We start from the raw sequence: 26,536 nt of genomic DNA, 5'->3' as shown, positions 1-26,536 counted from the left end.
CGGCAGGAGCGCCCTCAGTAGAGCCCGCCCGAACTCATCGAGCCGAAGGTCGCCTTCTCCCCCACCGTCACCTTCTTGCCGGTCGAGGTCGTCACCTCCTTGACCTGCTCGGTTTCGCCTTCGCGGAACAGCTCCAGGTCATGCCCCATCGCGAACCCGCCGTCATAGGCCAGGCCAAAGATCGGCTCTTCGCCGTCGCGGAAATATTCGGCCACCACCGATGGGCCCGAGGCGCCGTCGGGCAGGCGCGCGCCGCTGTAGCGGTCGATCTTGATGAAATGCCCGCCGGGGGGCAGCGCAAAATCACCGCCGCCGTATTTCGCCGTCGCCTTCTTCATGAATTGCGTGAAGACCGGGCCGCACATGCTCGAGCCATAGGCGCGGCGGCCAAGGCTGCGGGGTTGATCGTAACCGATGTAGCAGCCCGCGACGATATTGCTGGTGAACCCGATGAACCACACGTCGCGCGCGTCGTTGGTGGTGCCGGTCTTGCCCGCCACAGGAACGTTCAGCCGCACGTTGCCCGCCGCAGTGCCGCGTTCGACCACGCCGCGCATCATCGAGGTGAGCTGGTAGGCGGTGATCGCGTCGATCACCCGTTCGCGGTCGGATACGATGCGCGGGGCGCGGTTGACGGGAATGTCCGGGTCGTCGCAATCGACGCAGCGGCGCGGATCATGGCGATAGACCGTCTCCCCGTAGCGGTCCTGGACCCGGTCCACCAGCGTCGGCTCCACCCGCTCGCCGCCATTGGCGAACATTGCGTAGGCCGCCACCATCTTGAAGAGCGTGGTCTCCTCGGACCCCAGCGCATTGGCGAGATAGGGCCCCATGTCGTCATAGACGCCGAACCGTTCGGCGTAGGACGCGACGGTGCCCATGCCGACCTCCTGCGCGAGACGGATCGTCATCAGATTGCGCGACTGCTCGATGCCCGTGCGCAATGGCGTCGGCCCGTAGAACTTGTTGGACGAGTTGCGCGGCCGCCAGACGCCCTGCGGCGTGTTCACCTCGATCGGCGCGTCGACGATGATCGTCGCCGGGCTGTAGCCGCTGTCGAGCGCGGCGGCATAGACGAAGGGCTTGAAGCTCGACCCCGGCTGACGCTGGGCCTGCGTGGCGCGGTTGAAGACCGAGTTCTGGTAGGAAAACCCGCCCTGCATGGCGATCACCCGCCCGGTGTTCACGTCCATCGCCATGAAACCGCCCTGCACCTCGGGCACCTGCCGCAGCGTCCAGCGGATGAAATCGCCCTCGCCGCGCTCGCCCTCTGTCATGCGGCGCACATGGACAACGTCGCCGACGTTGAAGGTCTGCTCGAAGTTCTTCGGCAGCCAGGCAATGTCCTTGCGCGGGATCACCTGGGGTTCGGCGTCGGTTTCCGTCACCCCCTCGATCCCGATCCGCATCTCCTGGTCGCCGATGCCAAGCACGACCGCCGGGCGCCAGTCGCCGCCCAGATGGATGTCGCGCGCGACATCGACATCCGCAAGCGCCGCGCGCCAGGACTCCTCGTTTTCCAGCGCCTCGGCGGGCAACGTCTTGCCGGTGCCGCGCCAGGTCCCGCGCCCGCGGTCGTATTCCTCGAGCTTCTTTTGAAGCGCCAGCGCCGCCTCGACCTGCATCTCGGGATCGACCGTGGCGCGCACCGAAAGGCCGCCGGAAAAGAACTCGCCCTCGCCGAAATCGCGGCTCAGCTGGCGGCGGATCTCGTCGGTGAAATAGTCGCGCGGCGGCAGTTGCTTGGAGAAGGGTTCGAAATCCCCGTTCTGCACGCTGCGCAGCGGCTCCTCGACCTCGGACTGGTAAACGGCGTTGGTGATATAGCCGTTCTGCTGCATCTCGCGCAGCACGTAGTCGCGCCGCGCGCGCAGCCGATCCTTGTTGCGCACCGGGTGGTAATCGCTCGGCGCCTTGGGCATGGCGGCGAGGAACGCCGCCTCGTGCGGGGCGAGTTCATCGAGGGATTTGTTGAAATAGGTCTGCGCCGCCGCCGCCACGCCGTAGGAGTTCTGCCCGAGGAAGATCTCGTTGAGGTAGAGTTCGAGGATCTTCTCCTTGCTCAGCGTTTCCTCGATCCTTGTGGCGAGGATGATCTCCTTGATCTTGCGCTCGATCTTGCGGTCGCCCGACAGCAGGAAGTTCTTCATCACCTGCTGCGTGATAGTCGAGGCGCCGCGCACGGTGCGCCCGCGGGTGCGCACCGCCTCGATCCCGGCCGCCACGATGCCGCGCGCGTCATAGCCCGAATGGCTGTAGAAATTCTTGTCCTCCGCGGAAATGAACGCCTCTTTCACGAGGTCGGGGATTTCCTCGGCGGGCGTGAACAGGCGGCGTTCGCGGCTGAATTCGTCAATGATCCGCCCCTTTCCTGAAAAGATGCGGCTGATCGTCGGCGGGGTGTAGTTGGCGAGGCTCTGGTGGCTGGGCAGGTCGCGGCCATAGATGTAGAAGATCGCGCCGATGCTCAGCGCGACGACCATCAGCCCCATGGTCAGGAGGCTGAAGATCGATCCGAAGAATGTCAGCAGTGATCTCAGCATCTTGTCCCCGATCCGCGCATCTGCCAGCCCATATAGGGACCGCCATGCCCGGCGTCAAAACACAAAACCGCGGGATCTGGGCTGGTTCCCGCGCATGTCCGCGTCTTCACTGGCGCACCAGTTCGGCGGCGGCGGCGTCGGCGATCAGCCAGGCGCGGATCGCGTCGGTGATCGCGGCGGCCATCCTGTCGCGCCACTCCGGGTCCACCAGGTTATCGAGGTCGCGCCCGTCCGAGATGAAACCCAGCTCCAGCAGGATCGACGGGATGTCGGGCGATTTCAGCACCGAGAAACTGGCCGCGCGCAGCGGACGCGAGTTGAGCGGCAGGCCCATCTCCTCGATCCCCCGCACAAGCGAGCGCGCCAGCAGCTCGGCGCGCGGCTGGGTCTCCATCCGGGCGAGGTCCATCAGCACGTCGGCGACGATGTCGTCGGCGCCGGTCAGGTCCACGCCGGCCAGCATGTCGGCGCGGTCGTGCCTCTCGGCCAGCGCGGCGCTGGCGGCGTCGGACGCATCCGGCGAGAGCGCATAGACCGTCGCCCCCCGCGCCCGCCCCTCATCCAGCGAATCCGCATGCAGCGACAGGAACAGGTCCGCACCCTGCCGGTGAGCGATCGCGACGCGCCGTTCGAGCGAGACAAAGCTGTCATCCTCCCGCGTCAGCACTACCTCGACCCCGCCGGCGCGCAGCAGCGCCTCCTTGAGCTGGCGCGCGAAGCTCAGCATCAGGTCCTTCTCGGCCACCTGGCCGGCCTCGGCGCCCGGATCGATGCCGCCGTGGCCGGGGTCGAGCACGATCAGCAGCGGCGCGTCGGGATCGCGTTCGGGGCGCTCCTTCGCCGTATCAACCGGCGGCAAATCCCAGCCCTGCGCGGCAGGCGCGCCCGAGCGCGCGGCGAATTCCGCCGCGTTCACCCGCCCGAGCGTCACCTGCAAGCGCGCCGACCCAGCCTGCGGATCGAGGTCGAGCGCGGAGGTCTCAAGCGCGAAAGGCCCGTTCAGGTCCACCACCATCCGCGACCAGCCGGGACGGAACCCGCCGACGCGCACCGCGCTGACATTGGCGGCGTCGTTCAACCGGTCGGCGATCACGTCCGTCCAGTTCACCTCGCGGAAGTCAAGGACGAGCCGCGGCGGATCATCGAGCGTGAAAACGCGGTAAGGCACCCCCTGGCTCAGCGCCAGGTCGATCTTCACCTTGTCGCGCACGCCGGTGATCGCGCTCGCATCCGCGTCCAGCCGCGCCAGCCCGCCAAGCTCTTGGCCATTGGCCGGCAGGGCCAGGGTGATGGCCGCCACGATGGCCCAGCCCAGTTTCATCATTCGAACGCCCGCCCGATTGCGCCCCGTTGCGCCGGGGCTTGTCGTCCCTTCTATAGCATCCCCGGGCGGCGGACACTACACCGCGCCACGCGCCTCCATGAAGGTTTTGAGCCGCGCCAGCCCTTCCTTGATGTCGTCGGTGGCGCGGGCGTAGGAAAACCGCAGCGTGCCGTGGCCGCGGACGGGATCGAAATCGAGCCCCGGCGTGACCGCGACGCCCGCTTCGCGCAGGATCTCGGCGGCGAACGCGCGGCTGTCATCGGTGAGATGCTCCACATTTGCATAGACATAAAACGCACCGTCAGGCGGCGCGATCCGGTCGAAGCCCGCACGCGGCAGCCCGTCGAGCATGAGCGCGCGGTTGGCGCGGTAAACCTCCATGTTGGCCTGCAACTCGTCCTCGCAATCCATCGCCGCCAGCGCCGCGACCTGGCTCGCGTGAGGCGGACAGATAAAGAGGTTCTGCGCCAGCCGTTCGATCACCCGCACGTGATCCGGCGGCGCCACCATCCAGCCGACGCGCCAGCCGGTCATCGAGAAATACTTGGAGAACGAATTGATCACATAGCAGTCATCGCCGATCTCGAGCGCGCTCACCGCGCGGCGCTCGTACTCGATGCCGTGGTAAATCTCGTCGCTGATGAATTTCGTCCCCCTCTCCGCACACGCCCCCATCAGGCCCGAGAGCGCGGCGCGGTCCAGCATCGTGCCGGAAGGGTTGGCGGGGCTCGCCACCATCAGCCCGTCAAGGCCGAGCCCGCCCAGGTCCGCCGGCACGGGTTGCAGGCGGTTTTCCGTCGCCGTCTCGATGTCCACCGGCACGAGGTCGAGCGCGCGCAGGATCTGGCGATAGGACGGATAGCCGGGCGCACCCACGCCGACCCGCGCGCCGGTGTCGAAAAGCGCCGTGAAGGCGAGGATGAACGCGCCCGACGACCCCGGCGTCACGATCACGCGCGCCGGATCGAGATCGACGTCATACCATTCGCCGTAGAGCCGCGCGATGCGCCGTCGCAGCGCCGGCAGGCCGAGCGCCACGGTATAGCCCATCGCGTCCCGTTCCATCGCGTCCGCCAGCGCGGCGCGCGCGCCCGCCGGCGCAGGCGTGCCGGGCTGGCCCACCTCCATGTGGATGATGTGGCGGCCCGCCTCCTCGGCGGCGCGGGCGGCCTCCATCACGTCCATCACGATGAAGGGATCGACCTGTGAACGTCTTGAGTTATCCATGATCTTGTCCTTAGACTGCGTGGGCAAGCCCTCGTTTCACCCCTCAGCATCGGGCCGTCAATGACCCTCATCCGCCTTTTCGCCCTCGCCTGCCTCGTCGCGGTCACGCTCGCGCAGCCGGCGAGCGCGCTCACCCTGCTGCGCGACCCGGATATCGAGCACGCGCTGCGCCAGCTTTCCGCGCCGGTGCTGCGCGCCGCCGGGCTCAACCCCGACCGGATGAGCATCCTGGTGATCGACGACCGCAGCCTCAACGCCTTCGTGGTGGACCGCGACAACGTCTTCATCCACTCCGGACTGCTGCTGAAGATGAAGACGCCGCAGATGCTGCAATCGGTCGTCGCGCACGAGGCCGCGCATATCGCCAACGGCCACCTCGTGCGTCGTCCGATCAACATCCGAAACGCACGCACTGCCGCCGGACTCGGCATGGCGCTGGCCGCAGCCGCGGGCGCGGTGAGCGGCAACGCGCAGGCCGCTGCGGGAATCGCCGCCGGGTCGATGGGAACCGCGATGCGGCTTCTCTTCGCGCATACCCGCGCCGAGGAAAGCAGCGCCGACGCCGCGGCGATCAACTACATGGTGCGCGCGGGGCGCGACCCGGCTGGCGCGGCCGAGGTGATGGACATCTTCCGCGGGCAGGAAACGCTTTCGGCGGCGCGGCAGGATCCTTACGCGCGCACGCATCCGCTCTCGGCCGACCGTTACCGCACGCTCAAGCGTCTCGCCGACGCGCATGGCGGCAAGGTGCAGCCGAGCGTCAAGGACCGGTACTGGTTCGCCCGGGCCAAGGGCAAGCTCTCGGCGTTTCAGCGCAACCCGAAATGGACGCTGAACCGCGCGGGCGAGTCTGGCTTCAAGGACGTGGGCCTCATGCGCGAGGCGATCGCCTGGCACCGCCGCTCGAACCTGCGCAAGGCGCTGGCGGCGATGGATCGCGCCATCGCGCTGCGACCGAACGATCCGTTCTACCATGAACTGCGCGGCCAGATCCTGATGGAGCACCGCCAGTTCGCCGCCGCCGCGAACGCCTATGCCCGCGCGGTCAACGCCGCGCCCAACGATGCGCTGATCCTTGGCTCCTACGGGCGCGCGCTGATGGCGCAGGGACAGGCCGGAAAGGCGCTCGGCGTGTTGAAAAAGGCCCGCGCGCGCGACGGGCGCGACGGTCGGGTGATGCGCGACCTTGCCGTGGCTTACGCGAAGTCGGGCAATAATGGCATGGCGTCGCTCGTGACAGCCGAACGCTACGCGCTTTCGGGGCGGCTCGAGGATGCCGGGCTTCATGCGCAACGCGCCGCCGGTCTGCTGCCGCGCGGCTCCGCCGGTTGGCAACGGGCGCAGGATGTGCTTTCTGCCGCGAAACGCGCCTCCAAAAGGAAATGACCCTGATGCTCCGTTCCCTGCTTTGCTCCGCCGCCCTCGCCTGCGCCGTCGCCGGCCCCGCCGCCGCGCTCGACCTTGCCCAGATGACCGACGCCGAGCGCGAGGCCTTCCGCGCCGAGGTGCGGGCCTACCTTTTCGACAACCCCGAGGTGATCTACGAGGCGGTCGCCGTGCTTGAACAGCGGCAGGCGGAATTGCAGGCGGCCAACGACGTGGACCTCGTGGCCGAAAATGCCGACGCGCTGTTCAATGACGGCCATTCATTCGTCGGCGGCAACCCCGAGGGCGACATCACCATCGTGGAGTTCTTCGATTATCGCTGCGGCTACTGTCACAAGGCGTTTCCCGAGGTCAACGAGTTGGTTGAGAGCGACGGCAACATCCGCTTCATCGTCAAGGAACTGCCGATCCTCGGCGACTCCTCTGTGCTTGCGTCGCGCTTCGCCATCGCGACCCAGCAGGTGGCGGGCGATGAGGCTTACAAGCAGGTGCATGACGCGCTGATGACCATGAAGGGGGATGTCAGCGACGTGACGCTGCGCCGCCTGGGCGAGTCCTTCGGCCTCGATACCGATGCGATCATGGCGCATATGGACAGCGACGACGTCACGGCGGTGATCGACGCCAACCGCGCGCTGGCGGCGCGGCTCGATATCTCGGGCACGCCGTCCTTCGTGATGGGCGACCAGATGATCCGGGGCTACGTCCCGCTTGAGGGCATGCAACAGATCGTGGCCGAAGAGCGCAGCTGATGCGCGCGCTTGCCGGGGCCACGCTGATCGCGGCCCTGCCCCTTGCCGCGGCGGCCACCGATTTCACCGCGCTGAGCGATGCCGAGCGCGCAGCCTTCCGCGCCGAGGTGCGCGCGGCGCTCCTCGCCCATCCCGAAATCGTGGCGCGGGCGCTTGAGCAGCGCAACCCGGTGCAATCGGCCTATCGGCAGCAGATCGACGACGATCTTTCCCTGCTCGGGCGGATCGCACCAGAGATCCTTGCGGGGCGCGACATCGCGCTTTTCGTCGGGTCCGATTGTGCGGACTGCGCGGATGCGATCAGGGAACTGGAAGCATTTTCAGAGGCTTTCGGCGCAACCTTCATCCTGCGCGACATGGCCGACGCGCAAGGCCGTGCTTGGGCCGAGGCGCTCGAGCTCGACGGCGCGCCGTTCTACGTGCTAACCGACATGGTGTTGCGCGGGCACATGCCGCCAATCGTGCTCGGGAAATACCTGGGCGCGGAGTGACCTACTCCGCCGCCTTGTCCGCCGCCGCTGATTCCGCCTCGATCGCCTCGGCGCGCTTTTCGACCTGTTCCACGATATGGTCGATCATCGCCTCGTTGCTCATCTTGTGGCTCTGCTTGCCGGCAAGATAGATCATACCGGACCCCGCGCCGCCGCCAGTAAAGCCCACGTCGGTCATCAGCGCCTCACCGGGGCCGTTCACGACGCAGCCGATGATGCTCAGGCTCATCGGCGTCTTGATATGCTCGAGCCGCTCTTCAAGGATCTCGACCGTCTTGATGACGTCGAAGCCCTGGCGCGCGCAGGACGGGCATGAGATGATGTTGACCCCGCGATGGCGCAGGCCGAGCGACTTGAGGATCTCGAAGCCCATCTTCACCTCCTCCACCGGGTCGGCAGACAGGCTCACGCGGATCGTATCGCCGATGCCGGCCCAGAGCAGGTTGCCCATGCCGATGGCGGATTTCACCGTGCCGCTGATGAGCCCCCCCGCCTCGGTGATGCCAAGGTGGATGGGCGCGTCCGTCGCCTCGGCCAGTTGCTGGTAGGCGGCGGCGGCCATGAAGACGTCCGACGCCTTCACGCTGATCTTGAATTCGTGGAAGTCGTTATCCTGAAGGATGCGGATATGTTCGAGCCCCGACTCGACCATCGCGTCGGGACACGGTTCGCCGTATTTCTCAAGCAGATGTTTTTCGAGCGACCCGGCATTGACCCCGATCCGGATCGAGCAGCCATGATCCCGCGCCGCCGCGATCACCTCGCGCACGCGCTCGGGCGCGCCGATATTGCCCGGGTTGATGCGCAGGCAGGCGGCGCCCGCCTCGGCGGCCTCGATCCCGCGCTTGTAGTGGAAATGGATGTCCGCCACGAGCGGCACCGGCGATTCGGCCACGATCTCCTTCAGCGCCTTGGAGGACGCAGCGTCCGGGACCGACACGCGCACGATATCCGCCCCCGCCTCGGCCGCCGCCTGGATTTGCGCGACGGTGGCGGCGACATCGGTAGTCGCCGTGTTGGTCATGGTCTGCACGCTGATCGGCGCGCCGCCGCCCACCGGGACGCTGCCGACATGGATCTGCCGGCTCTCGCGGCGGTGAATGTTGCGCCAGGGGCGGATGGGGTTGAGCGACATGGGCGCGGGTCCTCGCGAAAGCGTGGGTGAGTCGGGGCCAAGATAGGAGGGCATCGACCGGGCTGCAATCGCCGCGGACCGGGAAGTTACTGCAGATCCTGCGCCCGAAGCTCCGCGACGTAGCGCGACAGATCCGAATCCTGCGTCAGATCCGCCACCTCCAGCGCCGCCGACAGGCTGTCGGCGGCCAGGGCGAGGTTGGCGGTCACCGCGCCGCGTGGCCCGGCAGGGCCGTAATGCTCGCCGTTGACGCGGAAATAGATCGCGCCGGATTCTCCGACCCGCAGCGTCGGCGGCGCCTCGGTCGCCGGCACGTCATAACTGTCGCCGGCGTTCATGATGCCCTCGAAGATGACCGAGCCATCGGCGGCGCGCACCCGCACCCAGGCCGGGCGGACGGCGACCATCTGCACGCCGGGCGAAGGCGGCGCCACGACCTGCGGCGTGGTTTCCGCGAGTTGCGGCGGATCGACCGGGCCCGCGCCCAGCGCCGCGGCCAGCGCGCCGTCGATCCCCGACAGGACCGGAGTTTGCTCCGCCAGTTCGCGAACCGGGGCGCTGAGCGTGCCGACCTGGCTTGGGTCCAGGGTCGAGATCGGCGCGTCCCGCGCCACCATCACCGGCACGTCCAGCGCCTCGGGACGGTAGAGCCGGTCGAGCGTGTCGTCGGTGGAGGCGCCGAAATTGCCCGCCATGTCGGACGATGCAGCCTGCCCGGAATTTTCCGGCTGCCCTTGCTTGACCGATTGCAGCGGGTCGAGATCGGCCAGCACGTCGGGCGTGTTCTCGACCGGGGCGACCTGAACGCGCTGCACCTCGTTCAGCACAGCCCAGCCGCCATAGCCGATGGCGGCGATCAGCGCGAGCAGCACGGTGACGGATCCGACCGCGCCCGGCTCGATCCGCGAGAACAGGCTTTCGGTGGCGGGAATGAAGGGGGTGTTGGGCGACGTCAGCGAATCGTCGCCGCGCTTGGGCTTCATCCCGACGATCGGCTCGTCCGGCTTGCGGACCGAGGATGCGGCGGCGGACATGCCATGCGCGGTCGAAAATCCGCTTTCGGCGCAGAAGCCAGCAAAGGCGCGATCCGGGTCCATGCCGAGGTAACGCGCGTAGGACCGCACGTATCCGGGAATGAAACCGGGGGTGTCGAAGGCGTCGGGATCGGCGTTCTCGATGGCGGCGACATAGCTGGCCTTGATCCGCAGCTCGCGTTCGACGTCGAGCAGCGATTTGCCCATCGTCGCGCGCTCTCCGCGCATCATGTCGCCAAGACGAAGTTCGAAACTGTCAAAGCCCCGGGGCTCTTCTTCGGTGATCTCATCCTTGCGCGAAAATCGCCGCAAAATCATGCAACCTGCCCCTCGAGCTTTGCAAGCCTGTGTCCGTTGACTTGATTCGGACTCTGCCCTTTTTGTTTACATCAGGATAGCACATCGCAATTTTCATTACACCTGCCAAGCCTTACGCCCTGATTTCGGCACGATTCAGCGCACAATGCGCCCAAAGCGTGTCCAGCGCGCTCACGAGGGCGTCCATCTCGGCCGTGCCGTGCACCGGCGAGGGGGTGAATCGCAGCCGTTCCGTGCCCCGCGGGACGGTCGGAAAGTTGATCGGCTGCACATAGATGCCATGCTCTTCGAGCAACATGTCGCTGATCCGCCGCGTATGAACCGGATCCCCCACCATCACCGGCACGATATGGCTGCCATGCTCGATGAGCGGCAGCCCCAGCGCGCCCAGCCGCGCCTTGAGCCGGCGCGCGCAGGCCTGGTGCGCCGGGCGCAGCCCGCCGGGGTCGCGCTTGAGATGCGCGACGCTGGCCGCGGCGCCGGCGGCGATCACCGGCGAGAGCGAGGTCGTGAAGATGAAGCCCGGCGCGTAAGACCTTATCGCGTCGCACATTTTCATGGATGCAGCAATGTAGCCGCCCATCACGCCGAACCCCTTGGCCAGCGTCCCGTTGATGATGTCGAGCCGGGCCATCAGCCCGCGCGCCTCGGCGACGCCTCCGCCGCGCGGCCCGTAAAGGCCGACGCCGTGCACTTCGTCAAGATAGGTGAGCGCGCCGAATTCGTCGGCGAGATCGCAGACCTCCTCGATCGGGCCGAAATCGCCGTCCATCGAATAGACGCTCTCGAAGGCGATGAGCTTGGGCGCGGCGGGGTCGTCCGCCTCCAGCAACTCGCGCAGATGAGCCACGTCGTTATGGCGGAAGATCCGCTTCTCCCCGCCGCCGCGGCGGATTCCTTCGATCATGCTGGCATGATTCAGGGCGTCGGAATAAATAATCAACCCCGGCAACAGCTTGACGAGCGTGCTTAACGTCGAGTCGTTGGCGATGTAGGCGCTGGTGAACAGCAGCGCGCCCTCCTTGCCGTGCAGATCCGCCAGCTCCGCCTCGAGCCGGCGGTGATGGAACGTCGTGCCCGAGATGTTGCGCGTCCCCCCTGACCCGGCGCCGCTCGCGTCAAGCGCGTCGCGCATCGCGTCGAGCACCTCGGGATGCTGGCCCATGCCGAGATAGTCATTCCCGCACCAGACCGTGACCGGCCGCTCGGTCCCGTCGGGGCGCCGCCACGTGGCCTGCGGAAAGCGGCCCTGCCGCCGCTCGATGTCGATGAAGGTGCGGTAGCGGCCCTCGGTGTGAAGCCGCTCCAGCGCCGAATCCAGTTGTGCCGTGTAATCCAAGGGGCGCCCCCTTTCTGTCGCGCCGGGCGCGCCGCCCGACGAGTCTTCGCATTCAGGGCGATACATCCCCCGCCCGGTTTGCGCAACTGTGTAACATGGTCGCTGGTCCGGTCCTTGATGCGGATCAATGATGGGGGCGAAAGCGATCGCGGTTCGCTTCAGGCGCGAAATTGCCCGAACGTCTGGACAGCTTCGCGCCCTCTGCTACCTTCGCACCGCATCCCCCACTCAGCCGGAAGGTCCGCCCAATGTCCCTAGACGCCGTTCTCGCCCGTATCGACGACCAGATGCCGCAGGCGCTGGACCGGCTCGCCGAACTGCTGCGCATTCCGTCGGTCTCGACCGATCCGGCCTATGCGCAGCATTGCCGGGCCGCCGCCGACTGGCTGGTGGCCGATCTCGAGAGCATTGGCGTCTCGGCGCAGCGGCGCGACACATCCGGCCACCCGATGGTGGTGGGCCACGTGGACGGGCCCGCAGGGGCGCCGCACCTGCTTTTCTACGGACATTACGACGTGCAGCCGGTCGACCCGCTGGACGAGTGGCGCACCGATCCATTCGATCCGAAGATCGAAGACGCCGCGAAGGGCAAGGTGATCCGCGCGCGTGGCTCCAGCGACGACAAGGGGCAGCTGATGACCTTTGTCGAGGCCTGCCGGGCCTGGCGGGACGTGACCGGCGAAATGCCCTGCCGCATCACCTTCTTCTTCGAGGGCGAGGAGGAAAGCGGGTCGCCCTCGCTTGTCCCGTTCATGCAGGAAAACGCAGAGGAGTTGCGCGCCGACCTCGCGCTGATCTGCGATACCGGCCTGTTCCAGTCCGAAACGCCCGCCATCGTCACCATGCTGCGCGGAATGGTGACCGAGGAAGTGACGATCCGTGGCCCGGAGGTGGATCTGCATTCGGGCTTTTTCGGCGGGCTCGCGCAGAACCCGATCCACGTGCTTGCCCGCATGCTCGCCGGGCTGCATGACGAAACCGGGCGCGTGACGCTCGCGGGGTTCTACGACGACATTCCCGAACTCGCCCCCGAACTGCGCGCCCAGTGGGAGCGGCTGGGCTTCGATCACGCCGCGTTCCTCGGCGCGGTGGGGCTGAGCGAGCCCGCGGGCGAGGCCGGGCGCACCCCGCTCGAGATGATCTGGTCGCGCCCCACCGCCGAAGTGAACGGCATCTGGGGCGGCTATACCGGCGCGGGCTTCAAGACCGTGCTGCCCGCCGAGGCGCATGCCAAGGTCAGCTTCCGTCTGGTCGAGGGCCAGCGGCCGGACGCCGTGCGGGATGCGTTCCGCGCGCATGTGAAGGCTGCGCTGCCCGCCGACTGCACGGCGGAGTTCCACGCCCATGGCGGCAGCGCGGCCGGCATCATGGACATGAGCGGCCCCGCCTTCGAGCAGGCGCGCCGCGCGCTCGGACAGGAATGGGGGCGCGAGGCGGCTTACGTGGGCTGCGGCGGCTCGATCCCCATCGCGGGGCATTTCGGCGAGGTTCTGGGCATGAACGCGATGCTGATCGGTTTCGGCAAGGACGACGACGCGATACATTCCCCGAACGAGAAATACGACGTCGAGAGCTTCCACAAGGGCGCGCGCAGCTGGGCGCGGGTGCTGGACGCGCTGAGCGCGCCGTCCTGACGGCGAGGGGCGGCTTGGCCGGATTGCGCACCGTCCGAAGCCGCGCGCCTAGTCGGCCTGCTCCACCGGGCCGCCCTGCTTCACCCAGTCGCTGAATCCGTCGCGCAGATGCGCCGCTTCGAACCCCATGTCCTGCAAGGTCGCCGCGGCCAGCGCGGAGCGCCAGCCCGACGCGCAGTGCAGCACGTAGCGTTTGCCCTCCTGCGCGAATACATCGCGATGATAGGGGCTGTCGGGATCGATCCAGAACTCGAGCATCCCGCGCGGCGCATGCACGCTGCCGGGGATAAAGCCGCTGCGCTGGCGTTCACGCACGTCGCGGATGTCGACGATCACGAGGTCGGGATCCTCGCGCCGGGCGATAAGGTCGGCGGTGTCGATCTCCTCGATCCGCGCCCGCGCGTCGGCGACCATGTCGGCGGCGGTTTTCCTGAGGCGGTTCATCGGCGCTCTCCCGTGGTTTGCACGACCCGAACGTGGCATGCCGCCCGCCCGCGCGCAACCGCCGCACGCGCGGCGACGCGGCGTCGCCGCCGCTTCGGGCTGTTGTTATTTCCCCGCCCTTGCGCCTAGACTGCTTAGGCCCGGACGCAAGGCGGGGCCGAAACGGACGAGGAGAACCGATTTAATGACGCCATTCGCAGTCGCCGGCGTGCAGATGCACGTGAACGCGCTACAGCCCAACGTGGATGGGATGATCCACCGGCTTGACGTGCTGATGGCCCGATTTCCCTGGACGCAGATGGTGCTGTTCTCCGAACTCGCCCCCTTTGGCCCGCTGCCGCGCTTCTCGCTGCCGCTGCGCAACGAGACGCTGGAGCGGTTCCGCGAGGCGGCGGCCAAGCACCATGTCTGGCTGATCCCCGGCTCCATGTTCGAAACCGCCGAGGACGGGCGCGTCTACAACACCTCCACGGTGATCGACCCCAGGGGCGAAATCGTCGCCCACTACCGCAAGATGTTTCCCTTCCGCCCCTACGAGGCCGGCGTCGAGGCGGGAACCGGTTTTTGCATCTTCGACGTGCCCGAGGTCGGGCGGTTCGGCCTTTCCATCTGCTATGACATCTGGTTCCCCGAAACCACCCGCCAGCTTACCGCGCATGGGGTGGAGGTGCTGCTGCACCCGGTGCTGACCGGCACCACCGACCGCGAGGCCGAGCTTGCCATCGCGCGCGCCACCGCGGCGCAGTTCCAGTGCTACGTGATCGACGTGAACGGGCTGGGCGCCGGCGGCGTGGGCAAATCCTGCGTGGTCGATCCCACCGCCACCGTGCTGCACCAGTCCGGCGGGCAGGAGGACATGTTCCCGCTCGAGCTCGACCTCGACTACGTGCGCCGTCAGCGCGAGACGGGGATGAAGGGGCTGGGCCAGGTGCTCAAGAGCTTCCGCGACCGCTCGGTCGATTTCCCGGTCTATGACCGCGCAAGCGGCGCCGACGCCTACCTGCATTCGCTGGGGCCGCTCGAGATCCCGCAACAGGGGTCGCGCGCAGGGCTGGACATGGGCGAGACGCCCGAGATCGCGCGCCCTGAGCCGGAGCTCTTCAAGGGCGCGGCCGTTCCGGAGGCGGTCAACCGGACGAGCGGCGGGCCTGCGCCCGCACGCGAGCGCGACGAGAGGGAGACGACGCCCTCGACCACCTGACGACGACAAGCAGCGGCCGACACGTCGGCTGTTCGCACGCCCCCTGCCCCCGTGCGCACCGACGTGCCGGCCCCATAACAACGGGGAGTGAGTCATGGAATCAATGGGGGAATATTATTCGGCGGTGCAGTTGCGCTCGGACCGCTGGAGCCAACTGCGCGAAGCGACCGACGCGCTCGCCCGCGCGCCGGACGGTCGCAACGGCAAGGCCAACCGCGCCCATATCGGTGAACTCTTCGAATCGCTGTCGCTGATCGAGGCCTACTGGGCCTTTCCCGGCAAGCAGGCCTTCGAGCAAATGCGCCGCCAGTTCGAGAACGACAACCTGCGCGACCTCGCCTTCACGGTGCAGCGGGTCACGCGGGCGCTCACGACCGGGGCCTACCGGCGCCGTCACATCCCGCTCGACCGCGACAGCGCCGACATGGACGAACACGAGGACGAGGCGATCCAGTCGCTGGAGGCGCGCACGCTCACCAAGCCCTATTTCGAGGTGCTCATCGTCGACAACATGAGCGAGCACCAGGAACGGTGGATGAAGTCGAACTTCGCCAACATGCGCCGCAGCGAGGATCCGTTCCACTACGAAACCGTGGTCGTGCCGAGCCTCCAGGACGCGCTGATCGGGGTTCTCTTTAACCACAACATCCAGGCCATCGTCGTGCGGCCTGGGCTGATTCTCGAAAGCCAGGTTGAGCTGTCGATCCTCACCCGCTACCTCAACCGCGCAGGCGGACTCGAAGCGCTGGAGAACCTGACGCCCGAGAATTACGGACCCGAGCTCTGCCGGATGATCGCGCGGGCGCGCCCCGAGCTTGACGCCTATCTCATCACCGAACGGTCAGTCGAGGATATCGCGGGGCTCGACCTCGGGATCTGCCGCCGGGTCTTCTACAACCAGGAAGACTTCATGGAGTTGCACCTCAACATCCTGCGCGGCGTACAGAGCCGCTACAAGACGCCGTTCTTCACCGCGCTGGTGGAATATTCCAAGCAGCCCACCGGCGTCTTTCACGCCATGCCGATCAGCCGGGGCAAGTCGATCACCCGCTCGCACTGGATTCAGGACATGGGCGCGTTCTATGGCTCCAACATCTTCATGGCCGAGACCTCGGCCACGTCCGGCGGGCTCGACAGCCTGCTGGAGCCGCACGGGCCCATCAAGGAGGCGCAACGGCTCGCCAGCCGGGCCTTCGGGTCCAAACAGACCTATTTCGCCACCAACGGCACCTCGACCTGCAACAAGATCGTCGTGCAGGCCCTCGTCAGGCCTGGCGATATCGTGCTCGTCGACCGCGACTGCCACAAGTCGCACCACTATGGGATGGTCCTCGCCGGGGCGCAGGTCTGTTACCTCGACAGCTACCCGCTCAACGAATACTCGATGTATGGCGCGGTGCCCCTGCGCGAGATCAAGCACCAGCTCCTTGAGCTGAAGAAGGCCGGCAAGCTCGACCGGGTGCGGATGCTGCTACTCACCAACTGCACCTTCGACGGAATCGTCTACAACGTGGAACGGGTGATGGAGGAATGTCTCGCCATCAAACCGGACCTCGTGTTTCTCTGGGACGAGGCGTGGTTCGGCTTCGCCCGGTTCGGCCCCACCTACCGGCAGCGCACCGGCATGAACGCGGCGAACAACATGCGCGAACGCCTGAAATCGGACGAACACGCCGCCGCCTACGCCGAACAGCAGACGGCTCTGGAAGGCGCCGATGACGAGATGTTGCTGAACACGCGGCTGATCCCTCCGCCCGGTGCGCGAATCCGCGTCTACGCCACGCAATCGACGCACAAGACGCTGACGTCGCTGCGGCAGGGCTCGATGATCCATGTCAACGATCAGGACTTCAAGGGCGAGGTCGAGGCGTCGTTCCACGAAGCCTACATGACCCACACATCGACATCGCCCAACTACCAGATCATCGCCTCATTGGACGTGGGCCGCCGACAGGTCGAACTCGAAGGGTTCGAATTCGTCCAGCGACAGGTCGAGGCGGCCATGTCCATGCGCCGCGCGATCGCCACGCATCCGCTCTTGACGAAGTATTTCAAGGTGCTGGCCGCAGGCGACATGATCCCCGAGGATTACCGCGAAAGCGGCGTCGAAACCTACTACAACCCCGAACAGGGCTGGACCGATATCTGGGACTGCTGGGAAAAGGACGAATTCGTCCTCGACGCCACGCGCGTCACGCTTGCCGTGGGCGGCACCGGCTGGGACGGCGATACGTTCAAAAACCAGGTGTTGATGGACAAGTACGGCATCCAGATCAACAAGACGTCGCGCAACACGGTCCTCTTCATGACCAATATCGGCACGACGCGGTCGAGCGTGGCCTACCTGATTGAGGTGCTCGTGGAGATCGCCAAGGAACTGGACGAGCTGATCGACGACGCGTCGATGATGGAACGGCGCGGCTTTGAAAAGCGGGTGGCGAACCTGATGCACCATCTGCCGCCCCTGCCCGATTTCAGCCGGTTCCACGATGCGTTCCGCACCGATGACGACACGCCCGAGGGCGATATCCGGTCGGCGTTCTTCCTCAGCTACGACGATCGGAACTGCGACTATCTCGAACTCGACGGGTCGATCAAGGAGGCGATGGAAAGCGGCGACGACGTGGTGTCCGCGTCATTCATCATCCCCTACCCGCCCGGTTTCCCGATCCTCGTGCCGGGACAGGTGGTGAGCAAGGGAATCCTCGACTTCATGCGCGCGCTCGACGTGAGCGAGATCCACGGCTACCGCCCCGATCTCGGCTTGCGGGTCTTTACGCAGGCGGCGCTGAAACAGCAGGCCAAGGCCAACGCGGCGCGGTTGAAGCTGAACATGCAACGCCAGAAACTGTAACTTCAGAAAAACAATAAACGACCGTTCACAGGGAGAACAAGAAATATGGCCAAGACGGCAGAAACGAAACCCAAGACCCCGGCGAAACCCAAGACGGTGGACCTCAAGAACATCTCGGAGATTCGGCGCCACTTCCACCGCAACGAGGACCCGGTCTATTTCATCTCCGCGACCAACTTCAATCTTCTGGGCCTCGACGAGTGGTGCAAGAACTTCAAGTATATCAGCTATATCGACTGCTATGACGGCAAGCACCCGAACACCTTCGTGCCCTCCGAACAGCCGCATGCGGAGTTTCAGTCGATCGAGGACATCAACAACTACCTGCTCCAGCACAAGGAGGTGATCGACCTCATCAAGCGGCGCGGCGGCAAGCCCAAGTTCGTGTTCCTGATGTTCGACGAGGAAACCGAACGGCTGTCGAAGGAACTCGGCGCCGAGGTCTGGTTCCCCAAGGCCAAGCTGCGGCAGGCGATGGACAACAAGATCGAGACCGTGCGAATCGGCAACAAGGCGGGCGTGCCGTCGGTGCCCAACACGCTGAGCGAGGTCGAAAGCTACGATCACCTGCGCGAGATCTGCGAAAGTGCCGATCTGGGCCACGATCTGGTTCTGCAATCGGCCTTCGGCGACTCGGGCCACACCACGTTCTTTATCAAGTCCGAGGCCGATTTCCGCCGCCACGAGCACGAGATCGTCGGCGAAGGCGAGATCAAGATCATGAAGCGGATCGACTGTCGCGGATCTGCGATCGAGGCCTGCGCCACGAAGGAAGGCACCATCGTCGGCCCCCTGATGACCGAGCTAGTGGGTTTCAAGGAACTGACCCCCTATCGCGGCGGCTGGTGCGGGAACGAAATTTTCGCGACCGCCTTCCCGCCCAAGGTGCGCCAGAAGGCGCGCGATCTGACCTTCAAGTTCGGCGAACAGCTTCGCAAGGAAGGCTATCGGGGGTACTTCGAGCTCGATTTCCTGATCGACAAGAAAACCGGCGACATCTGGCTGGGTGAATTGAACCCGCGCATCACCGGGGCGTCATCAATGACCAACCACGCCGCCTTTGCCCACGCGGACGCGCCTTTGTTCCTGTTCCACCTGCTGGAATTCTCCCGCAAGAAATTCAGCCTCGACGTGGAGGAACTGAACGCCCGCTGGGCCGACCCCAGGATGATCGACGGCTGGTCGCAGATGGTCATCAAGCACACCGAGGACACGGTCGATATCGCCACCGATGTCCCCGAGACCGGCATCTACAAGATGCGCGAGGACGGCAGCATCGATTTCGACCGCTTCGACTACCACCGCCGCGCCGTCGAGAGCGAGAACGAGGCATTCTTCCTGCGTATCCTTCAGCCCGGCGACTATCGCTACGAGGGCGCGGATATCGGCATCCTGGTGACGCGCGGGCGCTCCATGACGCCGGGCTTCCAGCTCAACGAGCGCGGCAAGCGATGGATCCACGGCATCAAGCGGGGCGTCAGCGCCCGGCCCCTGCCCACCGCCGAGGCTGGCCCCGCCTTTGCCGATCCCGCCTTCAAGATCATGTGAGCCGGCGCGATGCGGCTCAACTGGCGCGCGATTTCCGAGGACGAACCCGGCACCAGATGGGCCGGGCTTTTCCGGGAATACTGGCCCGCCTATCACCACTGGTGGGCGCGCGAGGGGCCGGAGGCGCGGCCCGGTTTCCACGACAGCCGCCGCGCGCTGAAGACGCACATGCCGGAACTTCTGCCGCTTTACGACCGGCTGTGCGAATTGGCGGGCGGCACGGATCACGCCGCGCGCTTCCTCAGCTTCTACTGCCCTCCGCCCTACCTGTCATCCTGTAGCCAGGCGATCTGGCCGGGCGAGGAACCGGTCTTGGTGCGCAATTACGACTACTCGCCCAAGGCGTTCGACAGCCTCACGATGCGCACGCACTGGCAGGGACGCACGGTCATGGGCACCGCCGACGGGCTCTGGGGGCTGGTCGACGGGATCAACGACGCGGGGCTTGCCGTGTCGCTTACCTTCGGGGGGCGGCGCGTGGTCGGCGACGGCTTCGGCGTGCCGCTGATCCTGCGTTACGTGCTGCAAACCTGCGAGACGACCGAGGAGGCAGGCCGCGCGCTGGCGCGGATCCCGACGCATATGAGCTATAACGTCACGGTCGTGGACGCCCGGCGCAAGTTCCTCACCGCGCTGATGGCGCCGGACCGCAAGACGGTGCTCACCCACCAGGCGGTCGCCACCAACCACCAGGAGCGCGTCGAATGGGCCAGCCACGCGCGCTTTACCGCCACGGTGGAGCGCGAACGGTTCCTGCTGCAACGTCTGACCCTGCACGTCGAGCCCGAAGAGAAATTCATCGGCGCCTTCCTGCGTCCGCCGCTCTATTCGTCGCGCTTCGATCACGGGTTCGGCACGCTCTACACGGCCGTCTACCGCCCGCGCCTGCGCCAGATGGAGCTGCGCTGGCCACGCGCCTGCTGGCCCTTTCACATGGACGCCTTCCACGAGGACACGCGCGCGATCTTCACCCCCGAGGATACGCTGCACACGCCCTGACTTGCGCGGGACGGGCAATTTTCCTGGCGAGTATCGCCATGGTCTTGCGAAGAGCCTCGCCTCCTCACCACCGCTTGCGGAACTTGCCCGGCGAGATGTCGAACTTGGCCCTGAACGTGCGGGCAAAGGCCGAGGCGCCGCCGAAGCCGGTCGCGGCCGCGATCTCGGCGATGGGCAGGTCGGTCTCGGACAGCAGCGCATAGGCCCTCGCGAGACGCAGGTCGGCGTAATACTGGCGCGGGCTCTGGCCCGCATGGTCGGCGAAACTGCGTTCGAGCTGACGGCGCGAGATGCCGATCTCGGCCGCGATCTCGGCCACGGTCCGCGGTTCCTCGAGATTGGCCTGCATCAGCCGGATCGCCGCAATCAGGTGCCGATTGCGGCTGCCCAGGATCGCCGATTGCGCGGTCTTCTGCGGCGCGTGTTCGGAGTGGCTGCGCCCGTGCAGGCACATGTCCGACACGACCTGCGCGAATTCATGCCCGAAATCGGATTCGATCACGTTCAGCATGAGGTCGGTCGAGGCGCTCCCGCCCGCCGCCGTCATCAATTCGCCGTCGATCTCGTAGAGGTTGGGGGTCGGCAGCAGGTCAGGGAATATCTCCATGAAGGCCGGCTGGTTCTCCCAGTGAAGCGTGAAGCGTCGCCCGCCCAGCAGCCCCGCGCGCGCCAGCGTGAAGGCGCCGGTGCAGATCGCGCCCACCCGCGCGCCATGCGCCGCGTGCCGCGCGCTCCAGTGCACCACGCGCGGATCGAGCGTCTCGGCCGGCTCCACCCCCGAGCACAGGAAGACCCGGCTGCCGCGTTCGGGCGTCGTCAGCGGGCCGTCGGGCACCAGCGACAGGTTGTTGGAGCAGCGCACCGGCGCTCCGTCCGGCGTCATGGTGCGCCAGTGATAAAGTTCCTGCTGCGATATCTGGTTGGCGACCCGCAGCGGTTCGATCGCGGCGCTGAGCGCCAGCATCGTCAGCTTGGGCAGCAACACGAAGTCGAAGGCCCGGGGCGCGGCGGCGCGCGGCAACGCAAAGCGGGCCGATCCCCGCGGCACATAGTCCGACTGCGTCACCGATGTTCCCTTTTCCGTGCGGCTGAAACCCGAGGCGGTTCGAGACACGCTTTATCACGCCATCCTCTGCGCGCCCATAGGCCGCGTGCGCCGGCCGGAAAACAACAAAAGTCAACATTATATGTTGCTTTTTGCCCGGTATATGCGACGTTTTCCGTCAAGACACCGGGCGGGGAGCGGGTTCATGGCGCAGTTTTCGGCGAAACATCTCATCATCGGCGGCGGGATCATCGGTTGCGCGGTCGCCTATCACCTCGCGAAGCGGGGCGAGAAGGACGTCGTGCTGCTCGAGCGCGCGGCGCTGACCGAGGGGGCGACGTGGCACGCCGCCGGGCTGGTGGGGCAGTTGCGCTCGTCCCGCAACACGACGCGGATGCTGAAACGATCGGTCGCGCTCTACGATGCGCTCGAGGCCGAAACCGGGATGGCGTTCGACTGGAAGAAGGTCGGGTCCCTGCGCCTTGCGGCCACCCGGGAGCGGATGCTCGAAGCGCAGCGGTTGACCACGATGGCGCAGAGCTTCGACCTCGAGATGCGCATGATTACCCCCGGCGAGGCGAAGGATCTATTCCCCTATATCGACGAGAGCGGGATCGAAGGCGCGGCCTTCATCCCCTCGGACGGGCATGTGGACCCGGCGGGGCTCTGCATGGCGATCGCGGCGGGCGCGCGGCTGCATGGCGCCGATATCCGCCAAGGCGTGGAGGTGACGGATTTCGACGTCACCGGGGGCCGGATCACCGAGGTTGAGACCAGCGAGGGCGCCTACGAGGCGCAAAACGTCATTCTCGCCACCGGCATGTGGAGCCGCGAGATCGGCGCGAAGCTGGGGCTGCGCGTGCCCGCCTGCGCGGTCGAGCACCAATATATCGTGACCGAGCCGCTGCCCGACACCGAACTGGTCAAGGGCCTGCCCACCCTGCGCGATCCCGAGCGACTGGTCTATTACAAGCCCGACGCGGGCGGGCGGATGGTGATCGGCGGTTACGAGGAGAACACCGAACCGTTCGGTTCGCACGGCATTCCCGGACGGTTCGTCCGCCAGCTTCTGCCCGACAATATCGAACGTTTCGCGCCGCTCGCGGAGCTTGCCGGGCAGGTCACGCCGGTCGTCAACGAGGTCGGCATAAGGCAGGTCATCAATGGCCCGATTCCCTACTCGGCGGATGGCGATTTCGTCATGGGCTGGGCGCCGGGATTCGACAACCTGATGATGGCGACCGGGTTCCTCTACGGCATCGCCGCCGGCGGCGGCGCGGGCGAGATGATCGCGGAGTGGATCACCGAGGGACGGCCTAGCCTCGACCTCTGGCCGCTGGATGTGCGGCGCTTCTCGCCGCATCACGGCGCGCGCGCCTTCATGTATCCCCGCGCGGTGGAGCACTACGCGCATCACTACAAGATGCGCTATCCCGGCGCGGAGGCGGAAACCGCGCGCGGGCTGCGCCGCTCGCCGTTCCATGACGCGCTGATCGCGCGCGGGGCGGTCATGGGATCGAAGAACGGCTGGGAGCGTCCGCTCTGGTTCGCGCCCGAAGGGGTCGAGCCGGTGGACCGGCTCGATTTCCTTGATCCCGGCTGGCACGAGTTCGCCGCGCGCGAACACCGCGCGGTGCGCGAGGGCGCGGCGCTGATCGACCAGACCAGCTTCGCCAAGTTCGAGATGATGGGACCGGGCACGCTGGAGACGCTGCAACGGCTTGCCGCGTGCAACATGGACAAGCCGGTGGGCAGCGTCATTTACGCGCAGCTTTGCAACGATTCGGGCGGGATCGAATCCGATCTCACCATCACCCGGCTGGGAGAGGAGCATTTCTACATCGTGACCGGCGCGGGGTTCGGCGTGCATGATTCCGACTGGGTCCGCCGCCACCTGCCCTTGGGCGGCGCGGTGCAGCTGATCGAGGTCACATCGGCGCGCGCCGTGCTCAACATCTGCGGGCCAAAGGCGCGCGAGATTCTCTTCTCGGTCACCGAAGAGGACATGAGCAACGCCGCCTTCCCCTTTGCCACCGCCCGGGAAATCACCATCGGCGCCGCCCCGGTGCGGGCCGTTCGCATCGGTTTCGTGGGAGAACTCGGCTGGGAGCTGCACATCCCGACCGAATGGGGCGCCTACGTGATGGAGCGGCTGCGCGCCGCGGGAGATCTGAGCGACGTGGGCTACCGCGCCATCGACAGCTTGCGCATGGAAAAGGGCTATCTCTACTGGTCCGGCGACATCTCGCCCGATTACACGCCCGTGGAGGCGGGAGTCGGCTTTCGCGTGCACCTGAAATCGGGGGGCGACTTCATCGGGCGCGACGCGCTGGCCGCGCAGAAGGAGAACGGGCCTGACCGGCGGCTCTGCACCTTTACCTGCGCCGACAAGCTGCCGCTTTACGGCGGCGAGACGCTGCTTGCCGATGGCGAGGTGGTGTCGCTGGTGACCTCCGCCGCCTTTGGCCACAGCGTGGGGCGGATGATCCTGCACGGCTACCTGCCGCGCGCCCATTGGAACCGGGACGCCTTCGAGGTCGAGGTGTTCGGCCAGCGCCACGCCGTCACCCGCGCCGACGCGCCGCTTTATGATCCCGAAAACGCCCGCCTCAAAGCCTGAAGGAGATCCCATGTCCGATCACACCGAAACCGTCATCGCCGCCCTGCGCAACGCGCCGGGGTTCGAGGACGTGAGCGCCGCCGATTGCACCCTCACCCGGCTGGGCGGGCTGACCAACCTCGTGCACCAAGTGGACGTGAACGGGCAGTCGGTCATCGTGCGCATCCCGGGCCCCGGCACCGAGGATTACATCGATCGCGCCGTGGAGGCGCATAACGCCGAGGCCGCCTGGCGCGCGGGCGTCTCGGCCCGGCTGCTCTGGGTCGACCCGCCAAGCGGCGTGATGATAAGCGAGGCGATCGAGGGCGTCACCACGATGACGCCCGAGAATTTCGGCACGCGGGCGGGCGCGCCGGCGCGCGCCGGCGGCGCGCTGGCGCGGCTGCACCGCTCGGGCGAAGAATTCCGGTTCCGCTTCGAGTTGTTCGCGATGATCGAGGATTACCTGCGCATTCTCGGGACCAAGGACGTGAGCCTGCCGGACGGCTATCACGACGTCGTCGCCGCCGCCGAGCCGGTGAAGGAGGCGCTGGCCGCGAACCCCGCGCCGCTCGCCCCCTGCCATTGCGATCCGCTTTGCGAGAACTTCCTCGACGATGGCGACAAGATGTGGATCGTCGACTGGGAATATTCCGGCATGAACGATCCCCTCTGGGACGTGGGCGATCTGTCGGTCGAGGCGGGGCTGACGGATGCGCAGGACATGGAGCTGATGCGCGCCTATTTCGGGGGCGACCCGACGGCGGCGCAGCATGGCCGCGTCGTGATCTACAAGGCGATGTGCGATCTGCTCTGGACCCTTTGGGGGCTGATCCAGCACGCCGACGGCAACCCGGCCGAGGATTTCTGGGCCTACGCCACGGGGCGGTTCGACCGCTGCAAGGCGCTGATGCAAGACCCGGCCTTCGCGGGGCATGTGGCGGCGGTGCGCGAAGGGTAAGGCACGGCAAGGCCCTACCCCGCCAGCACCTCGAGCACCGCCGCGTGGATCTCGGGCGTGCAGGCCGTCACCACCCGCCCATCCGAGCCAAGGCCGAGCGGCTGACCGTCCCAGTCGGTCATCACCCCGCCCGCCGCCTCGATCAGCGGCGCGAGGGGGAGGAAATCATAAGCCTCGAGCCCGATGTCGGTCACCGCGTCCACCTGCCCCGCCGCGACCAGCGCGTGCGGGTAGCAGTCATAGGACATGCGCCGCGTATGCCCGATGGCGCAGAGCCGGGCAAAGCGGGCCGGGTCGTCCGCGAACAGGCGCTCGGCCTCGTTGACGAAGACCACCGCCTCGTCCAGTCGCGTGGTGGCGCGCGCGCGGATCGGCGCGCCGTTCAGCGTCGCCCCCTGCCCGCGCGCGCCGACGTAGGTTTCGCCCAGCGCGGGCATGTGCGCCACGCCCACCTGCGGCGCGCCCGATTGCAGATGCCCCAGCAACATGCCGAATCCCGGATAACCCGAGAGGAAGAACCGCGTGCCGTCGATCGGGTCGATGATCCAGGCCGGCCCGTCGAGCGAACCGCTGACGCCGAACTCTTCGCCGAAGACGCCGTGATCGGGGAAGGCCTGCGCAAGCGCGGCGCGGATCGCCTTTTCGGTGGCGCGGTCGGCGACGGTCACCGGGCTCTGGTCGCCCTTGAGCTCGATCCCGAGCCCGCCCTGCCGGAAATGGCGCATCGGCACGGCGCCCGCGTCCTTGGCGATGCGCGCGGCGATGGCGGCGATGTTCGCAAGGTCGTTCATGTGCGGGCCACCTGCACCTCGACCCCCCAGCGCGCCGCCGCTTCGGCAAGCGGGTCGGGCGGCGCGGCGTCGGTCATCAGCACGTCGATCAGCGACGGGTCGCACAGCGCGATGGGGGCTGCGCGCCCGAACTTGGTGGAATCGGCGGCCACCCAGCGGCGCTGCGCATTCTTGAGGATCGCGCGCGAGAAATTCGCCTCTTCGAGATCGAACAGCAGGAAGCCGTCCGCGGCGGTGATCCCGGCGGTGGACAGCACGGCGAGGTCGGTCTTGAAATTGTCGGCGAACGCCAGCGCCTCTGCGCCGAAGGCGCCGCCGTCATGCGCGCGCAGCGCGCCGCCGGCCATGTAAACCTGGTTGCCGCCCCGCGTCGCCAGCTTGTAGGCGACCGAGACCGAGTTGGTGACCACCAGCAGATCGCTGTGATCGCGCAGCGCGTCGGCGATGTAGGACGTGGTGCTGCCCACGTCTAGGAACAGCGAGGCGCCATCGGGCAGCTGCGCGGCCACGTGGCGCGCGACGATCTGCTTGGCGTCGGGATTGCGGCGCAGGCGATGCTGGAAATCGCCATCGTCCCCCGCCTCGGCCAGCCGCGCGCCGCCATGCATCTTTTCGACCTGCCCGCTGTCGGCCAGCCGCTTGAGATTGCGGCGCACGGTTTCCTCGCTGACGTTCAGTTCCGCCGCGAGCCGGTGCACCCGCAGCGATCCCCCCGCGCGGCGCAGCGCGTCGAGGATTTCCTGCTGGCGGTGGTTCAGATGTAGGGCGTCCATGCGGGCGTCGGTCCTCGCCGAGTTGCGAAATCGCTTCCGGATCGCAAACTGCGGTGCGGGAGACAAGCCGGATATTACAGGCGCCGCCGGAAAATCCAACATAAAACCTCAAAAATCGTTGCAATATGTTGTTTTCTG

20 protein-coding genes are annotated in these 26,536 nt (G+C 66.8%); 10 read left to right on the top strand and 10 right to left on the bottom strand.

Features of this window, described 5'->3' with window-relative positions:
* Positions 1-14 precede the first annotated feature (14 nt).
* The 3 genes from D6850_RS09940 to D6850_RS09930 form a co-directional block, all read right to left on the bottom strand.
* Positions 15-2,543, bottom strand: a complete 2,529-nt coding sequence (locus tag D6850_RS09940; RefSeq protein ID WP_121166343.1) for a penicillin-binding protein 1A — start codon at positions 2,541-2,543, stop codon at positions 15-17.
* Between the two features lie 106 nt (positions 2,544-2,649).
* Positions 2,650-3,867 (bottom strand): N-acetylmuramoyl-L-alanine amidase, encoded by a 1,218-nt coding sequence (locus D6850_RS09935; protein ID WP_245964146.1) that lies wholly within the window; start codon positions 3,865-3,867, stop codon positions 2,650-2,652.
* A gap of 75 nt (positions 3,868-3,942) precedes the next feature.
* Positions 3,943-5,094 carry a pyridoxal phosphate-dependent aminotransferase gene (locus D6850_RS09930; protein WP_121166341.1) on the bottom strand — a complete coding sequence of 384 codons (1,152 nt, stop codon included), beginning with the start codon at positions 5,092-5,094 and terminating at the stop codon, positions 3,943-3,945.
* A gap of 60 nt (positions 5,095-5,154) precedes the next feature.
* Between D6850_RS09930 and D6850_RS09925 the strand changes: the two genes are divergently transcribed.
* The 3 genes from D6850_RS09925 to D6850_RS09915 are packed head-to-tail and all read left to right on the top strand — an operon-like array spanning position 5,155 to position 7,723.
* On the top strand, positions 5,155-6,480 hold the full coding sequence (locus D6850_RS09925) for a M48 family metalloprotease (RefSeq protein ID WP_121166339.1): 1,326 nt from the start codon (positions 5,155-5,157) through the stop codon (positions 6,478-6,480).
* Positions 6,481-6,485: 5 nt separating this feature from the next.
* On the top strand, positions 6,486-7,232 hold the full coding sequence (locus D6850_RS09920) for a DsbA family protein (RefSeq protein WP_121166337.1): 747 nt from the start codon (positions 6,486-6,488) through the stop codon (positions 7,230-7,232).
* Positions 7,232-7,723 (top strand): disulfide bond formation protein DsbA, encoded by a 492-nt coding sequence (locus D6850_RS09915; protein ID WP_121166335.1) that lies wholly within the window; start codon positions 7,232-7,234, stop codon positions 7,721-7,723. The genes D6850_RS09920 and D6850_RS09915 overlap by 1 nt, the downstream gene beginning before the upstream one ends.
* A gap of 1 nt (position 7,724) precedes the next feature.
* Here the strand turns inward: D6850_RS09915 and ispG are convergent, their stop codons facing one another.
* From ispG to hemA, 3 genes are all read right to left on the bottom strand, one after another.
* Positions 7,725-8,858, bottom strand: a complete 1,134-nt coding sequence (gene ispG / locus D6850_RS09910) for a flavodoxin-dependent (E)-4-hydroxy-3-methylbut-2-enyl-diphosphate synthase (RefSeq protein WP_121166333.1) — start codon at positions 8,856-8,858, stop codon at positions 7,725-7,727.
* Between the two features lie 86 nt (positions 8,859-8,944).
* Positions 8,945-10,210 (bottom strand): helix-turn-helix domain-containing protein, encoded by a 1,266-nt coding sequence (locus tag D6850_RS09905; RefSeq protein ID WP_121166331.1) that lies wholly within the window; start codon positions 10,208-10,210, stop codon positions 8,945-8,947.
* Between the two features lie 112 nt (positions 10,211-10,322).
* A complete protein-coding gene (hemA, locus tag D6850_RS09900; RefSeq protein WP_121166329.1) occupies positions 10,323-11,549 on the bottom strand; it encodes a 5-aminolevulinate synthase in 1,227 nt (408 codons plus the stop codon).
* A 248-nt stretch (positions 11,550-11,797) separates the two neighbouring features.
* Here hemA and D6850_RS09895 point away from each other — a divergent pair, with 248 nt between their 5' ends.
* Positions 11,798-13,183 carry a M20/M25/M40 family metallo-hydrolase gene (locus D6850_RS09895; protein ID WP_121166327.1) on the top strand — a complete coding sequence of 462 codons (1,386 nt, stop codon included), beginning with the start codon at positions 11,798-11,800 and terminating at the stop codon, positions 13,181-13,183.
* A gap of 48 nt (positions 13,184-13,231) precedes the next feature.
* Here the strand turns inward: D6850_RS09895 and D6850_RS09890 are convergent, their stop codons facing one another.
* Positions 13,232-13,627: a rhodanese-like domain-containing protein gene (locus D6850_RS09890; protein ID WP_121166325.1), complete on the bottom strand. Its 396-nt coding sequence runs from the start codon at positions 13,625-13,627 to the stop codon at positions 13,232-13,234.
* A gap of 184 nt (positions 13,628-13,811) precedes the next feature.
* Here D6850_RS09890 and D6850_RS09885 point away from each other — a divergent pair, with 184 nt between their 5' ends.
* The 4 genes from D6850_RS09885 to D6850_RS09870 all read left to right on the top strand — a co-directional run bounded on the left by D6850_RS09885 (position 13,812) and on the right by D6850_RS09870 (position 20,229).
* Positions 13,812-14,828 (top strand): carbon-nitrogen hydrolase family protein, encoded by a 1,017-nt coding sequence (locus D6850_RS09885; RefSeq protein ID WP_121166323.1) that lies wholly within the window; start codon positions 13,812-13,814, stop codon positions 14,826-14,828.
* A gap of 94 nt (positions 14,829-14,922) precedes the next feature.
* Complete coding sequence (locus D6850_RS09880; protein WP_121166321.1) at positions 14,923-17,682, top strand: aminotransferase class I/II-fold pyridoxal phosphate-dependent enzyme; 2,760 nt, start codon at positions 14,923-14,925, stop codon at positions 17,680-17,682.
* 45 nt (positions 17,683-17,727) lie between these two features.
* Positions 17,728-19,230, top strand: coding sequence for a biotin carboxylase (locus D6850_RS09875; RefSeq protein WP_121166319.1), 1,503 nt, complete (start codon positions 17,728-17,730; stop codon positions 19,228-19,230).
* Positions 19,231-19,239: 9 nt separating this feature from the next.
* Positions 19,240-20,229: a C45 family autoproteolytic acyltransferase/hydrolase gene (locus tag D6850_RS09870; RefSeq protein ID WP_121166317.1), complete on the top strand. Its 990-nt coding sequence runs from the start codon at positions 19,240-19,242 to the stop codon at positions 20,227-20,229.
* Positions 20,230-20,293: 64 nt separating this feature from the next.
* On the opposite strand, the gene D6850_RS09865 is transcribed toward D6850_RS09870, so the two are convergent.
* On the bottom strand, positions 20,294-21,295 hold the full coding sequence (locus D6850_RS09865) for a GlxA family transcriptional regulator (RefSeq protein WP_121166315.1): 1,002 nt from the start codon (positions 21,293-21,295) through the stop codon (positions 20,294-20,296).
* Positions 21,296-21,479: 184 nt separating this feature from the next.
* Here D6850_RS09865 and D6850_RS09860 point away from each other — a divergent pair, with 184 nt between their 5' ends.
* Both D6850_RS09860 and D6850_RS09855 read left to right on the top strand, forming a co-directional pair.
* Positions 21,480-23,894, top strand: coding sequence for a GcvT family protein (locus D6850_RS09860; RefSeq protein WP_121166313.1), 2,415 nt, complete (start codon positions 21,480-21,482; stop codon positions 23,892-23,894).
* Positions 23,895-23,904: 10 nt separating this feature from the next.
* On the top strand, positions 23,905-24,834 hold the full coding sequence (locus D6850_RS09855) for a choline/ethanolamine kinase family protein (RefSeq protein ID WP_121166311.1): 930 nt from the start codon (positions 23,905-23,907) through the stop codon (positions 24,832-24,834).
* A 14-nt stretch (positions 24,835-24,848) separates the two neighbouring features.
* Here D6850_RS09855 and D6850_RS09850 read toward each other — a convergent pair whose 3' ends face one another.
* Both D6850_RS09850 and D6850_RS09845 read right to left on the bottom strand, forming a co-directional pair.
* Positions 24,849-25,625, bottom strand: coding sequence for an inositol monophosphatase family protein (locus tag D6850_RS09850; RefSeq protein WP_121166309.1), 777 nt, complete (start codon positions 25,623-25,625; stop codon positions 24,849-24,851).
* Positions 25,622-26,398, bottom strand: coding sequence for a DeoR/GlpR family DNA-binding transcription regulator (locus tag D6850_RS09845; RefSeq protein ID WP_121166307.1), 777 nt, complete (start codon positions 26,396-26,398; stop codon positions 25,622-25,624). Before D6850_RS09845 ends, D6850_RS09850 begins: the two co-directional genes overlap by 4 nt.
* Positions 26,399-26,536 lie beyond the last annotated feature (138 nt).

Origin of the sequence: Roseovarius spongiae, from assembly GCF_003651245.1 — a bacterium.
Lineage (GTDB): Bacteria > Pseudomonadota > Alphaproteobacteria > Rhodobacterales > Rhodobacteraceae > Roseovarius > Roseovarius spongiae.
This window is presented reverse-complemented; position numbering and strand designations above follow the sequence as displayed.